This window comes from Streptomyces sp. NBC_01224 (assembly GCF_036002945.1).
GTDB lineage: Bacteria > Actinomycetota > Actinomycetes > Streptomycetales > Streptomycetaceae > Streptomyces.
This window is the reverse complement of record NZ_CP108529.1, coordinates 433498-449261: the sequence shown is the minus strand read 5'-3', so window position 1 is coordinate 449261 and position 15764 is coordinate 433498. Positions and strand designations below refer to the sequence as shown.

14 protein-coding genes and 1 pseudogene are annotated in these 15764 nt (G+C 69.2%); 11 read left to right on the top strand and 4 right to left on the bottom strand.

The features are described from left to right. Positions 1-7 precede the first annotated feature (7 nt). The 8 genes from tal to OG609_RS02025 all read left to right on the top strand — a co-directional run bounded on the left by tal (position 8) and on the right by OG609_RS02025 (position 11192). Positions 8-1144, top strand: a complete 1137-nt coding sequence (tal, locus tag OG609_RS02060; RefSeq protein ID WP_327271154.1) for a transaldolase — start codon at positions 8-10, stop codon at positions 1142-1144. Further along, positions 1141-2853 carry a glucose-6-phosphate dehydrogenase gene (gene zwf / locus OG609_RS02055; RefSeq protein WP_327271153.1) on the top strand — a complete coding sequence of 571 codons (1713 nt, stop codon included), beginning with the start codon at positions 1141-1143 and terminating at the stop codon, positions 2851-2853. Before tal ends, zwf begins: the two co-directional genes overlap by 4 nt. After that, a complete protein-coding gene (gene opcA, locus OG609_RS02050) occupies positions 2850-3785 on the top strand; it encodes a glucose-6-phosphate dehydrogenase assembly protein OpcA (RefSeq protein ID WP_327271152.1) in 936 nt (311 codons plus the stop codon). The genes zwf and opcA overlap by 4 nt, the downstream gene beginning before the upstream one ends. Further along, entirely contained in the window at positions 3778-5463 is a 1686-nt protein-coding gene (pgi, locus tag OG609_RS02045) for a glucose-6-phosphate isomerase (RefSeq protein ID WP_327271151.1), read from the top strand. The genes opcA and pgi overlap by 8 nt, the downstream gene beginning before the upstream one ends. Positions 5464-5478: 15 nt before the next feature. Beyond that, complete coding sequence (gene gnd, locus OG609_RS02040; RefSeq protein WP_327277913.1) at positions 5479-6357, top strand: phosphogluconate dehydrogenase (NAD(+)-dependent, decarboxylating); 879 nt, start codon at positions 5479-5481, stop codon at positions 6355-6357. A 5-nt stretch (positions 6358-6362) separates the two neighbouring features. Continuing rightward, complete coding sequence (locus tag OG609_RS02035) at positions 6363-6968, top strand: histidine phosphatase family protein (RefSeq protein ID WP_327271150.1); 606 nt, start codon at positions 6363-6365, stop codon at positions 6966-6968. A 955-nt stretch (positions 6969-7923) separates the two neighbouring features. Continuing rightward, on the top strand, positions 7924-10578 hold the full coding sequence (locus tag OG609_RS02030; RefSeq protein ID WP_327271149.1) for an amino acid permease: 2655 nt from the start codon (positions 7924-7926) through the stop codon (positions 10576-10578). A 209-nt stretch (positions 10579-10787) separates the two neighbouring features. Continuing rightward, positions 10788-11192 (top strand): FG-GAP repeat protein, encoded by a 405-nt coding sequence (locus OG609_RS02025; protein ID WP_327271148.1) that lies wholly within the window; start codon positions 10788-10790, stop codon positions 11190-11192. Here the strand turns inward: OG609_RS02025 and OG609_RS02020 are convergent. Further along, positions 11182-11766 carry a TerD family protein gene (locus tag OG609_RS02020; RefSeq protein WP_327271147.1) on the bottom strand — a complete coding sequence of 195 codons (585 nt, stop codon included), beginning with the start codon at positions 11764-11766 and terminating at the stop codon, positions 11182-11184. The two genes, OG609_RS02025 and OG609_RS02020, sit on opposite strands and share 11 nt — an antisense overlap. Positions 11767-11949: 183 nt before the next feature. On the opposite strand from OG609_RS02020, the pseudogene OG609_RS45985 reads away from it, so the two are divergent. Together OG609_RS45985 and OG609_RS45980 are read left to right on the top strand one after the other, a co-directional pair. Further along, positions 11950-12135 (top strand): annotated as a pseudogene (locus OG609_RS45985) (IS110 family transposase); the annotation flags it as partial. 256 nt (positions 12136-12391) lie between these two features. Next, the gene (locus tag OG609_RS45980) at positions 12392-12559 is read left to right on the top strand and encodes a hypothetical protein (protein WP_385656055.1); all 168 of its coding nucleotides are present in this window, start codon (positions 12392-12394) and stop codon (positions 12557-12559) included. A gap of 84 nt (positions 12560-12643) precedes the next feature. Here OG609_RS45980 and OG609_RS02010 read toward each other — a convergent pair whose 3' ends face one another. Then, a complete protein-coding gene (locus OG609_RS02010; RefSeq protein ID WP_327271146.1) occupies positions 12644-13636 on the bottom strand; it encodes an aldo/keto reductase in 993 nt (330 codons plus the stop codon). A 3-nt stretch (positions 13637-13639) separates the two neighbouring features. Continuing rightward, complete coding sequence (locus tag OG609_RS02005) at positions 13640-13852, bottom strand: hypothetical protein (RefSeq protein WP_327271145.1); 213 nt, start codon at positions 13850-13852, stop codon at positions 13640-13642. 222 nt (positions 13853-14074) lie between these two features. On the opposite strand from OG609_RS02005, the gene OG609_RS02000 reads away from it, so the two are divergent. Continuing rightward, positions 14075-14341, top strand: coding sequence for a hypothetical protein (locus OG609_RS02000; protein ID WP_327271144.1), 267 nt, complete (start codon positions 14075-14077; stop codon positions 14339-14341). Positions 14342-14440: 99 nt separating this feature from the next. Here the strand turns inward: OG609_RS02000 and bla are convergent, their stop codons facing one another. After that, entirely contained in the window at positions 14441-15412 is a 972-nt protein-coding gene (bla, locus tag OG609_RS01995; protein WP_327271143.1) for a class A beta-lactamase, read from the bottom strand. Positions 15413-15764: the final 352 nt, after the last annotated feature.

The window sequence follows — 15764 nt, the reverse complement described above, 5'->3', positions numbered from 1 at the left end:
AGAGAAGATGATCACTGTGAGCAACACCGCCGAACCCCTCAACGCCCTCTCCGAGGAAGGCGTTTCCGTCTGGCTGGACGATCTGTCCCGCAAGCGGATCACATCCGGAAACCTCGCCGAACTCATCGAGCGGAAGCACGTGGTGGGCGTCACCACCAACCCCTCCATCTTCCAGGCCGCCATCGGCTCCGGAGAGGGGTACGAGGAGCAGCTGGCCGACCTCGCCGTACGCGGCGTCACGGTCGACGAGGCCGTCCGCATGATGACCACCGACGACGTTCGCGCCGCCGCCGACATCCTGCGGCCCGTGTACGTCGCGACCGGCGGCCGTGACGGCCGGGTCTCCATCGAGGTCGACCCGCGCCTCGCCCACAACACCGCGGCGACAGTCGCCGAGGCCAAGCAGCTCGGATGGCTGGTCGACCGCCCGAACGTGATGATCAAGATCCCGGCGACGAAGGCCGGTCTCCCGGCGATCACCGAGGTCATCGGCCTCGGCATCAGTGTCAACGTCACGCTGATCTTCTCGCTGGAGCGCTACCACGAGGTCATGAACGCGTACCTGGCGGGCCTGGAGAAGGCGCAGGCAGCGGGCATCGACCTGTCCACCATCCACTCGGTCGCCTCGTTCTTCGTCTCCCGCGTCGACAGCGAGATCGACAAGCGCCTTGCGAAGGTTGGCACGGCCGAGGCGCTCGCGCTCAAGGGCAAGGCCGCGCTCGCCAACGCCCGTCTCGCGTACGAGGCGTACGAGGACGTCTTCGCCGCCGACCGCTGGACCGTCCTCGCCACCGCGAGCGCCAACAAGCAGCGCCCCCTGTGGGCGTCGACGGGCGTCAAGGACCCCGCGTACAAGGACACCCTGTACGTCGACGAGCTGGTCGCGCCCGGCACGGTCAACACCATGCCGGAGGCGACCCTCGACGCCACAGCCGACCACGGCGACGTCCATGGCGACTCGGTGACCGGCGGCTACGCCCAGGCCCGCGCCGACCTCGCAGCCGTCGAGCGGCTCGGGATCTCGTACGACGAGGTCGTGAAGCAGTTGGAGGACGAGGGCGTCTCGAAGTTCGAGGCGGCCTGGGAAGACCTGCTGGGCGCGGTTGCGATCTCGCTGAACAGCAAGGGAGTTGAAGGGGAATGAGTGAGCGCGAGACGCTTCCCGACGGTGCCGCGCAGGATGCGCACACCGCGGCGGAGGGATCTGGTGACGCGGCCGTGGAACCGGGCGGCATGAGCGCCGGATCCGGTGACGCGGCCCGGGAACCGGGCGACGCGACGGAGGAATCCGGTGACGTCACGGCCGACAGGAGCGCCACCGTCCCGGCCCTCGACTGGAGCAACCCGCTCCGCGATCCCCGCGACCGCCGCCTTCCTCGAATCGCGGGCCCCTCCGGCCTCGTCATCTTCGGCGTCACCGGCGACCTCTCCCGCAAGAAGCTGATGCCCGCCGTGTACGACCTCGCCAACCGGGGCCTGCTCCCGCCGGGCTTCTCGCTCCTCGGATTCGCCCGGCGCGAGTGGGAGGACCAGGACTTCGCGCAGGTGGTGCACGACTCGGTGCGCGAGCACGCCCGCACGGAGTTCCGCGAGGAGGTCTGGCAGCAGCTGGCCGAGGGCATGCGGTTCATCCCGGGCGACTTCGACGACGACACGGCGTTCAAGCAACTTCGTGCCGAAGTCGATGAGTTGGACGCGTCCCGGGGCACCAGTGGCAACTACGCCTTCTACCTCTCCGTACCACCGAAGTTCTTCCCGAAGGTCGTCCGGCAGCTCAAGAAGCACGGTCTCGCGGACGCGCCGGAGGGTTCCTGGCGGCGTGCGGTCATCGAGAAGCCGTTCGGCCACGACCTGGCCAGCGCGCGCGAGCTGAACGCGATCGTGCACGAGGTGTTCGACCCGGACCAGGTGTTCCGTATCGACCACTACCTCGGCAAGGAGACGGTCCAGAACATCCTGGCGCTTCGCTTCGCCAACCAGATGTACGAGCCTGTCTGGAACCGCAGTTACGTCGACCACGTGCAGATCACGATGGCCGAGGACATCGGCATCGGCGGCCGCGCCGGTTACTACGACGGCATCGGCTCGGCCCGTGACGTCATCCAGAACCACCTCCTCCAGCTCATGGCGCTCACCGCCATGGAGGAGCCGGCCGCCTTCGACGCGGAGTCGCTGCTCACCGAGAAGCTGAAGGTCCTCAAGGCCGTGAAGCTGCCGGAGAACCTGGGCGAGCACACCGTGCGCGGGCAGTACGTGGCGAGCTGGCAGGGCGGCGAGAAGGTGCGCGGCTATCTGCAGGAGGACGGCATCGACCCCAAGTCGACAACCGATACCTACGCGGCCGTCAAACTGGAGGTCGACAACCGCCGCTGGGCGGGCGTTCCCTTCTATCTCCGCACCGGAAAGCGCCTCGGCCGCCGCGTCACCGAGATCGCGGTCGTCTTCCAGCGCGCGCCCCACTCCCCCTTCGACTCGACCGCCACCGAGGAGCTCGGCGCGAACGCGATCGTCATCCGTGTCCAGCCCGACGAGGGCATGACGGTGCGCTTCGGATCGAAGGTGCCGGGCACGTCGATGGAGATCCGGGACGTCACGATGGACTTCGCGTACGGCGAATCCTTCACCGAGTCCAGCCCGGAGGCGTACGAACGCCTCATCCTGGACGTCCTGCTCGGCGATGCCAATCTCTTTCCCCGTCATCAGGAGGTGGAAGAGTCCTGGAAGATCCTCGACCCGATCGAGGGGTACTGGGAGGCGCACGGCAAGCCCGCGCCTTACGCCTCGGGCAGCTGGGGTCCCGAAGAAGCACACGAGATGCTCGCACGAGACGGACGGAGCTGGCGCAGGCCATGAAGATCGATCTGACCGACACCACGGCAAGCAAGATCAACAAGGCGCTCGTGCAGGGGCGCCGCGCTATCGGCACTCCTGCCGTGGGCATGGTCCTCACGATGGTCATCGTGACCGACGAGGAGAACGCGTACGACTCGATCAAGGCGGCCGAGGAGGCTTCACGCGAGCACCCCTCGCGCACCCTGGTCGTCATCAAACGCGTCGCACGCGCCCCGCGCGACCGCACGAACTCCCGCCTGGACGCGGAGGTGCGGGTCGGCTCGGACGCGGGCACCGGCGAGACGGTCGTCCTGCGGACGTACGGTGAGGTCTCCGACCACGCCGACTCGGTGGTCCTGCCGCTGCTGCTGCCGGACGCGCCGGTCGTCGTCTGGTGGCCGGTGGACGCGCCCGACGTCCCGGCCAAGGATCCGTTGGGCGCCCTGGCACAGCGGCGGATCACCGACTTGTACGCCGTCGAGGCCCCACTCGTCACCCTGGAGGCCCGCGCCTCCTCGTACGCGCCCGGCGACACCGACCTGGCGTGGACCCGGCTGACGCCGTGGCGCTCGATGCTGGCCGCGGCGCTGGACCAGGCCCGCAAGAAGGTCGTGTCGGCCGCCGTGGAGAGCGAGGCCGAGAACCCGAGCGCCGAGTTGCTGGCCCGCTGGCTGGAGGCCCGGCTCGAGGTCCCGGTCGAGCGCATCGTCACCGCCGGGCCGGTCGTGACGGCCGTACGGCTCGGCACCGAGAGCGGCGAGATCGTGATCGACCGCCCCGACGGTCCACTGGCCACCCTGTCCCTGCCGGGTCAGCCCTCGCGCACCCTGGCCCTGAAGGTGCGCAGCACCTCCGAGTTGATCGCCGAAGAGCTGCGCCGCCTCGACGCGGACGAGATGTACGCCGTCGCCCTGCGCGGGGACGGCACCAAGGAGAACCCCCGTCATGTCTGACTCCCCCAAGCTCACGCACCGCCCGGAGTGGACGGCCCTTGAGGACCACCGCGCAGGGGAGCTGCGCCACCCGCAGCTGCGTGACCTGTTCGCCGCCGACCCCGCTCGTGCGGAGCGCTACACCGTGCGGGCCGGCGATCTGCGCATCGACTACTCCAAGCACCTGATCACGGACGAGACCCTCGCCCTGCTCCAGGACCTCGCCACCGTGACCGACGTGTTCGGGCTGCGGGACGCCATGTTCCGCGGCGAAAAGATCAACGTCACCGAGCAGCGTGCCGTACTGCACACCGCGCTGCGCGCCCCGCGCGACGCCGTCGTCGAGGTCGACGGTCGAAACGTCGTCCCGGCCGTTCATGCCGTGCTCGACAAGATGGCCGACTTCTCCGAGCGCGTCCGCTCGGGCGAGTGGACCGGGCACACCGGAAAGCGGATCCGCAATGTCGTCAATATCGGCATCGGTGGGTCGGATCTCGGCCCCGCGATGGCATACGAGGCGCTGCGGGCCTTCACCGACCGCTCGCTGACCGTACGGTTCGTCTCGAACGTGGACGGCGCCGATCTGTACGAGGCCGTACGGGACCTGGATCCGGCGGAGACGCTGTTCATCGTCGCGTCCAAGACCTTCACGACCATCGAGACGATCACCAACGCCACGTCGGCGCGGTCCTGGCTCCTTGCCGGGCTCGACGATGGGGACGCCTCCCGCTCGAACGAAGTCGAGGGTGGGGGAGAGAAGGCGGTCGCGAAGCACTTCGTGGCGTTGTCGACGAACGCCGAGAAGGTAGCGGACTTCGGCATCGACACGGCCAACATGTTCGAATTCTGGGACTGGGTCGGCGGGCGCTACTCGTACGACTCGGCCATTGGCCTGTCGCTGATGATCGCCATCGGTCCGGACCGGTTCCGCGAGATGCTCGACGGCTTCCACCTCGTCGACGAGCACTTCCGAACCGCACCCGTCGCGTCCAATGCGCCCTTGCTGCTCGGCCTGTTGGGCGTCTGGTACGGCTCGTTCTTCGGCGCCCAGTCGCACGCGGTGCTGCCGTACTCGCACTACCTGTCGAAGTTCACCGCGTACTTGCAGCAGCTGGACATGGAGTCCAATGGCAAGTCGGTGGATCGCGACGGCAATGCGGTGGAGTGGCAGACCGGCCCCGTGGTGTGGGGCACGCCCGGCACCAATGGGCAGCACGCTTACTACCAGTTGCTCCACCAGGGCACGAAGGCCATCCCGGCCGACCTGATCGGCTTCGCCAACCCGGTCGACCAACTGAGCCCCGAACTCAAGGACCAGCACGACCTGTTGATGGCCAACCTGTTCGCACAGGGCCAGGCGCTCGCCTTCGGCAGGACGAGCGACGAGGTGCGCGCCGAAGGCGTGCCCGAGGAGCAGGTGGCGCACCGCACGTTCCGCGGCAACCATCCCACCACGACCATCCTGGCAAGCGAGTTGACCCCCTCGGTCCTCGGCCAGCTGATCGCGCTGTACGAGCACAAGGTGTTCGTGCAGGGCGCGATCTGGAGCATCGACTCCTTCGACCAGTGGGGTGTCGAGCTGGGCAAGGTCCTCGCCAGGCGCGTGGAACCCGCGCTCACCGAAGGAGCGGACGTCCCCGGCCTCGATCCCTCCACCGCTGCCCTCGTGGCCGCGTACCGCACTCTCCGGAAGAAGTGAAATAGCATGACAACGATGCAATTGGGCCTGATCGGCCTCGGCAAGATGGGCGCCAGCATGCGCGAGCGGATCCGCCGCGCGGGCCACACCGTCATCGGCTACGACCGCAACCCGGACCTCGCCGACGTGAGCAGTCTGGCCGAACTGGTCGAGAAGGTCGAAGGCCCGCGTGTGGTCTGGGTGATGGTGCCCGCGGGCGGCCCGACCCAGTCCGTCATCGACGAGCTCGGCGACCTCCTGGAAGCCGGCGACACCGTCGTCGACGGCGGCAACTCCCGCTGGACGGACGACGAGAAGCACGCCGAGGAGCTGGCGGCCAAGGGCATAGGCTTCGTAGACGCGGGCGTCTCGGGTGGTGTCTGGGGTCTCCAGAACGGCTACGCGCTGATGGTGGGCGGCGACGCCGAGCACATCGCGAAGGTCCAGCCCATCTTCGACGCGCTCAAGCCCGAGGGCGACGCCGGCTTCGTCCATGCGGGCAGGGTCGGCGCCGGCCACTTCGCGAAGATGGTCCACAACGGCATCGAGTACGCCATGATGCAGGCCTACGCCGAGGGCTGGGAGCTGCTGGAGAAGGCCGACTCCGTCACCGATGTGCGCGAGGTCTTCCGCTCCTGGCAGGAGGGCACGGTCATCCGCTCCTGGCTGCTCGACCTGGCCGTCAACGCCCTTGACGACGACGAGCATCTGGAGAATCTGCGCGGCTACGCGGAGGACTCCGGCGAGGGCCGCTGGACCGTCGAGGCGGCGATAGACAACGCGGTGCCGCTGCCCGCGATCACAGCGTCGCTCTTCGCGCGTTTCGCCTCGCGGCAGGACGACTCCCCGCAGATGAAGATGATTGCCGCGCTGCGCAACCAGTTCGGCGGCCACGCCGTCGAGTCGGCGAAGTAACCGCCATGGGCGACCTCCTGCTGGTCCGCCACGGCGAAACCGAGTGGAGCGTGTCGGGCCGGCACACCAGCTGGACCGACCTGCCCCTCACCCAGCGCGGCGAGGAGCAGGCCAAGTCCCTCGCCCCGCTGCTCGCCGGGCGGTCCTTCGCCCTCGCGCTCACCAGCCCGCTGGGCCGCGCCGTGCGGACAGCGGAACTCGCGGGCCTGCACGACGTCGTGCCCGAGCCCGATCTGCACGAGTGGGACTACGGGGCGTACGAAGGCGTGACGACCCTTGAGATACATCGCACCAGGCCCGACTGGTACCTGTGGAACGCCGGGGTGCCGCGCGGTGCGGCCGGTCATCCGGGCGAGTCGCCGATCGAGGTGGGACAGCGCGCCGACCGCGTGCTGAACCGCATCGGGACGGCACTCGACAGCGGTGACGTGGTGCTCGTGGCCCACGCCCACTTCCTGCGGGTGCTCACGGCGCGTCGCCTCGGGCTGCCCGCCGCGGACGGACGGCTGTTCCAGCTGGCGACGGGGACGGTCAGCCGGCTCTCCACCGAGCACGGACGAGCTGTGATCGCCGAGTGGAACGCCACAGGAACTTCTGCGGCCGTGCACTGAATTTCTACGGTGCCGTAGAAACCGAAGAGGTTCCGGTCAGCCCCCGCGGGTTGGCCGGGCGGCCTGCTCGCCGAATAGGTTCTGCGGGCCGATCCGGGTCCCGTCATCATGTCCGTGGCTGCCCGGGCCGTTCTCGGCTCTCGGCGGGCTGGCTGTCCGGCTGCCGCGGTGCTCGTACCGTCCCTGGTCGCCGAGAAGATCGCCGAAGCCGCCGGGATCGCCGCACAGGCCGGGGCGACGACGGTTCCGGCGCCCGTGGAGACTTCCTTGTCCAAGTCCAGGGCGGACGAGGCACCGGGCGGCACTTGGCGGCGTCACCCGGCACGAACGCACAGGGCGGCCGGCTGCCGCGCCACCGGACCCAGTCAGGGCCGTCGAGCAGAGTCCTACCAGCTCCTCGACGTATGGAAGCCGGCGTCCAGCACCACCGCGGCAACGGTCAGCAGATCCAGCAGCCCACCCAGGCGTGAACGCTCGGGGCGCAGTCGGGCTGATGTCGGCCCGGAAGGATTCGAAGCTGTCCATGCAAGGCACTCCCTCCGCCTGCCAACCGGCGCGGGACCTCCTGCCGGCCTTCGCTTGCGCCGGTCTCCTCGCAGCGTCGGACACCCCCATTTTCCCCGGCCCCGCCGGTATCCCAGCACGGTTGGCGGGCCGGAGAGGGCTTGGCTGACGGACGGCAGGCGGCTGCGCGTGTCACCGGAGCCAGCGCCACGACCGGACCGGCGTCACGGTGGCCCTGCCCGCGTCGTCAGCGGCCACCGGGCCGCCCTCCTGTACGGTGCCGCGCTCGCCGAGGCAGCGCCGCGGCCCCGCCGGACTGGACGCTCGGCAGTCCGGTACCACTGGTCCTGCTGATCGCGGCGGAGATCATCCAGCCGGTCTCCCGTGGCAGGCCTTCTCGCCTGCGGTGAAAATGGTGATCGGAAGGCAAATGAGGAGGTTGGCATCCGGTGTGAAGCTCTCCCGTAGCCGTGCTGCGTCCGACTCGCGGCTCGCGCTCGGCTCAGGCGCGGGTAGGAAAGGGCTCAAATCCGGTGCCCTGGGACCGTGGTCCTCCGTTGCCATCGGCCTGGCGTCCACCGCCCCGGCGTACAGCCTCGCGGCCACGCTCGGCCTCATCGTGGCGGCCGTCGGCCCGCAGGCCCCGGTCATCACGATGCTGGCGTTCGTCCCGATGCTGCTGATCGCGTACGCCTACAAGGAACTCAACGCGAGCAATGCCGACTGCGGGACCACCTTCACCTGGGCGACCCGTGCCTTCGGCCCGCGCACCGGCTGGATGGGCGGCTGGGGCATCATCGTCGCCGACATCATCGTCATGGCGAACCTCGCCGAGATCGCCGGCATCTACAGTTTCCGGCTCCTGGGCTACGACTCACTCACCCAAAGCAGGGTGTGGACCACCATCGCGGGCGTCGTCTGGATCGTCGTGATGACCGCGATCTGCTATGTCGGCATCAAGATCTCGGCTGCCGTTCAGTGCTGGCTCCTGTTCATCGAGGTGGCCGTACTGGTGCTGTTCGCCGTCACCGCCCTGGTCAAGGTCTACACCGGTTCCCCCGAGACGGCGATCCATGTCTCCGCCTCCTGGTTCAACCCCTTCCACGTGCCATCGGTCGAAGCACTGACCTCGGGCATCCTCGCGGCCGTCTTCATCTACTGGGGCTGGGACACCGCCGTCACGGTCAACGAGGAGACCGCGGACAGCACGCGCATCCCCGGGCGCGCCGCCGTCATCTCCGTTGTGCTCCTGCTGGTCCTCTACGCCCTGGTCGCCACCTCGGCGCAGGCCTTCGCCGGAATCGGCTCCGCCGGAATCGGGCTGGGCAACAAGGCGAACGAGGGCGACGTGCTCTCGGGCCTGGGCAACGCCGTCTTCGGCGGCCAGGGCCTCGGGCCCGCCCTCTCCAAGCTGCTGATCCTCATGGTGCTGACCTCTGCGGCGGCCTCCACCCAGACCACCATCCTCCCGATGGCCCGGACCGTCTTCTCCATGGCCGCGCACAAGACCATCCCCTCGCGATTCGCCCGCGTGCACCGCAGATACCTCACCCCGACATGGTCGACCGTCAGCCTGGGCCTGGCCTCCGTCGGCTTCTTCGTCCTCCTGACGGCATTCAGCCGCAACGTCCTGGCCGACTCCATCGGGTCGGTCGGCCTCGCGATCGCGTTCTACTACGGCCTCACCGGCTTCGCCTGTGTCTGGTACTTCCGCAAGGTGCTCACCCGCAGCAGCCGGGACTTCCTGTTCAAGGGCCTGCTGCCGGGTCTGGGCGGGCTGACGATGCTCTTCCTCTTCTGCTACGCCGCCTTCGGCGTCTACGCCGACCCCGAGTACGGTGCGACCTCCATCGATCTGCCGTTCATCGGGCAGACGGGCGGGGTGACCGTCGTGGGCCTCGGATTCCTGTTGCTCGGCGTCGTGCTGATGCTGGTCGTCACGCGCGAACACACCGCGGCCCTCAGGCTTCAACGCATCCTGCTGCCTCACCGGCTGCCGCAGCGGACCGCTGTCGAGATGGCGAGCCGCTACGTGCCCGCAGACAGCCGGTCCGGGGTAGGCGGTGACTGGTTCGACGTCATCCCGCTGTCGGGCACGCGTGTCGGCCTGGTCGTCGGGGAGGTGATCGGCCACGGACTGCTCGCCGCCGCCACCATGGGGCGCCTGCGCACCGGCGTACGTGTCCTCGCCCGCCTGGACCTCGCCCCGGACGAGCTCCTCTCGCGCCTGGGCGACCTGGTCGGCCAGACAGCCAAGGAGCAGGTGGCCGCTCAGGGCGCAGGCGGCGTGCGGCCCGGGGATGACGAAGCCCTGGGGGTGACGTGCCTGTACGCGGTGTACGACCCGGTGTCGGGACAGTGCAGCATGGCACGTGCCGGCCATGCGCTGGCTGCGGTCGTCCTGCCGGACAGCGGCGTCGCCACCTACCCCGAGCTCCCGCCGGGCCCTCCGCTGGGACTGAGCGGTCTGCCCTACGAGACCGCGGAATTCCAGCTGCCGCGGGGCAGCCTTGTCGCCCTCTTCACCGACGGCCTCGTCCAGGCGGCCGTCGACGACCTCGACGTCGGACTCGGCCTGCTCGCCGAAATCCTCGCCCAGTCCCGGCGTCCCTTGGAAGAACTCTGTGATCGCGCAGTCGCGACCCTGGTGCCGGGGCCGGCGAACGACGACGCGGTGCTGCTCCTCGTACGGACACGGATGCTCGACGATCAACGGGTGGCCGTGTGGGAACTGGCCGCGGAACCGGCGATGGTCGGCAACGCCCGTACCATGGCCACGGGGCAACTCGGAGCGTGGGGATTGGACGAGCTGTCGTTCACCACCGAACTCATCGTCAGCGAGTTGGTCACCAACGCCATCCGCTACGCCGCCGGGCCGATCCACGTCCGGCTCATCCGCGACCAAACCCTCATTTGCGAGGTTGCCGACACAGGGCACACCTCACCCCATCTGCGCCACGCCGCGGCTGACGACGAGAGTGGCCGCGGCCTGTTCATCGTCGCCCAGATCGCGCAGCAGTGGGGCACGCGCTACACGCCCACCGGCAAGACCATTTGGGTGGAGCAGGCCCTGCCGGCAGCCCCTGCCGTCGGTGAAGCGTCCTGACAGAGCGTTTCGTCCCGGGACCCCCGGGCGGGGCCGTGGAGCCGTGGCAGACGTCGGACATCGGCGCCGCGGGGTCCAGGAGCTGCGCGCAGGCGTGCCGTGCACGAGGCGCCGTCACACCGGGTTCCGTCGCCCGTGACAGACCGCCTCATGGCGCACGGTGGAGGCGAGTCGAGGCAAGCGACCTTCCATTGTCGAACGAGGGTGTTATGGCATGGCGCGCCCTCGCCGTCGGCGCCGCGGCGTCCACGCGGGCCGAATTCGACGGTGACGGATACACGGACGTGGCGGTCGCTGCCCCAGGCGGTACCGTCAACGGAAAGTCCGGCGCCGGGTACTTCGCCGTTGTCTACGGCATGGCCGAGGGCCCCAACGGCGTCGAGCGCCAGGTGACCGCAGGCGCGGCCCAGGACCGGCCCGCCGATCCGCAACGCCCTGCCCGAGTCGCGGGCCGATCGACGTCAACGGTCAACTCGGACTCTGCGACCGAGGTCAAGCCGTCTTTGCCGCCTACGGAACGGGGCCGGTCGGCGCCGGTGAACGCGCGACCGCCCGGCGGCCGACCGAGCAGTAGTAGACCGGGACCGGGCTGGCCATTGCGCGCTACTTGCTGACGGCGAAGCGCATCAGGGCGTGCTCGTTGCCCTGCTTGATCTTCCCCGTCGTATTGATCACTTCGAGCTTCCAGCTGTCGCTGACGCGTATGGCCTTGGCCACGGCGCAGCCGTTGTCCTGGGTGAGCAGGCTCGGCCAGATGTCGGCGACCTGCTGGGAGCTGCCCCCGGTGGCGTCGTACACCTTGAAGCTGATGTTGCGTGCCTTCTGGAAGGAACTGCCCTTCTTGTAGGCGGCGGCGACGAACACTATCGACGTGATGTTGGACGGTATCCGCGCGAACTCGACCGTCACCGTCTCGTCGTCGCCGTCCCCGTGCCCGGTCTGGTTGTCGCCGCTGTGAACCAAGGAGCCGTTACCCATGGGATCGAGGGAGTCGAGGCCCGCCAGACGCACTGGATCCCCGCCTTGCATCGCGATGGCGATCAGGTCGAGGTCGGTACCGGACTTGCGGCGGAGCATGCCCATCACCCCACCGCTGCTGCCGGCGGTGGGATCCCAGGACACTCCGATGGACAGATGGGTCACTCCGTCCAGATCCGCCGGGCCGTCTTCCTTCTTGAGCGTAATCATGCGTGAATCTTCCTCTTGACGATGTGACTGCGACAAACAGAGTGTGCCTGGGGCATTCGGGGTTCTGCACACCTGGTCCACCGATTGCCGTTTCGTCCCATTACGTCATGTGCCGGTGCAAGGTCACGCCGGGCTGCGAAACTCGTCCCCCACAGGAATACCCTGCGGCGGCGCAGTTGACGTTTGACCGGCTCCGGGCCCCGGGCGGCCGCACTGATCGTTCCGAGCCTGGCCGGCTTCCTCACCGCCGCCCTTGACCAGCGCAGACTCCTGGCCGGACAGATCGAAGAACGCCTCGAAGCCCACTCTCTTTCCAAGGTCCTGATCTTGACGCCCGGAGTCGTTGCGAACGGTGACGCGCAGCTGGTGGACGCCCCCGTCGGGCGGTGGAGCAGCGTTGCCCGCGTTTACGTCCGGGGGCGGGCGGACTGGTCTCCACGGTCGACGACTGGCTGGCGTTCGCCCGGATGCTGCTCGCCGACGGCGGCGGACTGCTGTGCCCCGCATCGGTGCGGCAGATGACCACCGACCAACTTGCCCCGGCCCAGAGCAAGGCCGGTGCGCTGTTCGTCGAGGGTCAGGGCTGGGGCTTCGGCGGCTCCGTGGATGTGGAAAAGGCTGATCCGTGGAACGTGCCGGGGCGCTGCGGGCCGTGTCGGCGGCACGGAGGGCGATGGCCCACCTCACCGCGTCCACGGGCGCGGTCACCATCATGCTCAGCCAGTTGGAGATGACCGGACCGACGTCGCCCGAGCTGATGCGGGACTTCTGGCGGTATGCGGCGGACGCCTGACGCGGCAGGGCGACGAGCCGCCTCGCGTGCCGGCCGGCACCCCGCCGGCCGGCCTGCCAGGCGGCGGGGTGCCGGCCGCCCTCGTCAGGCCAGCAGCGTTGCGATCTCCGTCAACTGCTCCTCCCGCAGCGGCCCGTGGGCCAGCGCCCCGGCGTTCTCCTCCGCCTGGGCGACCGTCCGGAATCCGGGGATCGGCACGGTGTGCGGGCTGCGGGCCCAGAGCCAGGCGAGGGCGCCCTGCGCGAGGGTGCGTCCGTCCGCGGTCAGGACCTCGCGTACGGCATCGACCCGCGCCGCCCACTCGGGCGCTGCGGTCCCGCCCGCCCCGAACCACCGCAGCCAGGCCGGCGGGGTGGCCCGGATGTCACCCGTTCCGCCGCGCCGTTCGGGTCCGTACGCGCCGGTGAGCAGCCCCATCGCGAGCGGGCTGCGGTTGATGCTCGCGAGCCCCCGCTCCGTGCAGAGTGCGAGCATCTCCGGCGCGTCCTCCAGCACATTGCAGGCGTGCTGCACGGCGACGCAGTGCGCGCCCTCCGCGAACAGTGCGGCGCGCACCGGGTCGTCGGTGCTCCAGGCGTAGGCCCGGATCAACCCCTCGGCCACGAACCCCTCGCAGGCATCGCGGAGTTCTGCGGCTTCGTCGAGCGGCGCGTCGGACAGATGCAGCTGGTAGAGGTCGATCCGGTCGGTGCCGAGCCTGCGCAGTGAGGCGACGAGCGCATCGCGGGCGTACGTGGGGGAGCTGTCGCCCCCGATCAGCGTGCGGGCCTGCTCGTCGAAGCGATTGCCCCACTTGGTGGCGATGACGACGTCATCACGGCGCCCGGCTAGAGCCCGGGCGAGAATCCGTTCGCTATGCCCGGTCCCGTACACGTCGGCCGTGTCGAAGAACGTCACGCCGAGCTCCAGTGCCCGCCGGACCGCCGCGACGGACTCCTCGTCCTCGACCTTGCCCCAGCCGAGCGGATTGCCGTCCGGGTCCGCCCACTCGCCGCCGATGGCCCAGCACCCGAAGCCGAGCGCACTGACCGCGATGCCGTCGCGCCCCAGGTTCCTGCTCTTCGTCTCTGTCTCCATGCCTCAGGAGGCTAGGAGTTGAAGTGCGCACGAGGGCAAGTCCCGCGCAATCGGTTTCGGCAGCGTACGGGCCATTGCCCACAGGTCGAGGGCGAGCCACGCCCCCTGGTGCCGGTTCGAGCCGATGTCGTATGCCAACTCCTCGCCGAACAGGAGGCGTTCGGACTCCGAGACCTCGTCGCCGTTCTTCGTCTGGTCAACGGACTCCTCACTCATGCCCTCCACCTCGTATCCGGGCGTGCTGAACGGCGGTCGAAGGTGTCAACCTGCTGTACCCCGAGGTGGGGATAGCCGGGACGGGCCGCCGTTGTTCGAATCCGATGGGCTGATGCGCGGGGCGGGTACAGGATTCATCGTGTCCTCCAGCAGGTCATCGAATGGCACGGATGCTCCAGACACGGGGCTTCTGGCTCGCCGTAACGGGTGACGGCGGGGGGAATGCGGGACGCCTGTACGAATGTCGAGGCCGATGTCAGGCGCCGTGGGGCGGGTCCTTCGAAACGCCGCTTCCACCTGATGGGGCTGGCGCTGGTGTCCGCACTGGTGGTGCTCTTCTCCTTCCGGGAGACGCTGCGCTTTTCGGCTGACACGCACCACCGTGTACGAGGAGTAGCACCGTCCCGACGCGCGGCGGTGGCCGGCCCGGAACTCCGGGCCGGCCACCGTCGTGTGCTCCTCGTCCTGCCGTACGGGGTGATCTCGTGATCGGCGTGGAGCGTTCTTGCCGCGAAGCCGGCCGACTGAAGGCCGAGCTCGCCATCACGCTCCTGCGGAGATTCCCCGGCCGGGTGCGACCAGGGCCTCTCAACCGGGCCGTGACTGCGAGCCCCGGGCAATTGCTTCGAGGGCGACCTCGGCGGCGCGGGCGATGAGCGCGTCGTCGCGTTCGGCGTTCTTGGTGTCGCGGCGGGAGAGGACGGCGAGGGCGACGGGGGCGGCGCCCGGGGGCCAGACGATGGCGATGTCGTTGCGTGTGCCGTAGCCTCCAGTGCCGGTCTTGTCCCCGACCTGCCACCCGTCGGGGGCGCCTGCGCGGATGGTGTTGTCGCCGGTCGTGTTGCGCTTGAGCCAGTCGGTCAGCACAGCCCGCTTGTCCGCGGGGAGCGTGGTGCCGAGGACGTACGCTTTCAGATCCGTGGCCAGGGCGCGGGGTGTGCTGGTGTCACGGAGGTCACCGGGGGCGGCCTCGCTGAGGTCGGCTTCGTAGCGGTCGCAGCGGGTGACGTCGTCACCGAGCGCGCGGAGAGCGTCCTGCAGGCCCCGAGGGCCGCCCAGTTCGTGGAAGAGGAGGTTGGCCGCGGCATTGTCGCTGTAGCGGATGGCGGCGTCGCACAACTCACGCAGGGTCAGTCCGGTGGCGACGTGCTTCTCAGCGATCGGCGAGTTGCTGATGAGATCGTCGCGGCCGTAACGCACGAGCCGGTCCATCTGCCGGAGGGAGTGCTTGTCCAGCATGGCGGCGGCAAGCAACGCCTTGCAGGTGGAGGCGTAGGCGAAGCGTTCGTCGGGCCGGTGGGTGACGGTCCGGCCGCTGCCGGTGTCGAGGGCGTACACCCCCAACCGGGCGTCGAAGTTCCGCTCCATTTCGCCGAATGCGTGCTCCGTATGCGGATCGACCGGTGCCGATGCGGCGGGCACGGTGGCGGGTGGAGTCGTGCCCGACGGACTCGGGGAGGCGGCATCCGGCGTGGCCGTGCATCCGGAGAGTGGCAAGGCCGCGAGCCCGGCCAGTGTGGCGAGAGCACCACGACGGGGGACAGGGGGGCGAGAGTGCATGATGTGTGGGCCTTCTGTTCCGAGGTTCCGTGCATCGTCGGTGCTTGGTGTGCGCGTTCGGCACGAGGTGCCGTCACTAGGGTTGTGTGTGGCCAGGAAGAAGTATGTCGGGGACTGAGATCTGCAGTCGTGGCTGAGCGAGCCGACGATGTTGTCACTCGATGTCGACTCCGTGCGCGTGGGCGAGTCCGTCGAGGCTGTCAGCCCAGCCCGGCCCAGCCCTGGCCGATGGCCCTTGGCTTCCAGATGGGTTGGCCGCCCATGCGGTGCCGATGGAGGTCGGCGATGACCACGGCGCGGATGTTGATGACCACGGCGCGGATGTTTGGGTCTGCCGGGGCTGGAAGGTCCA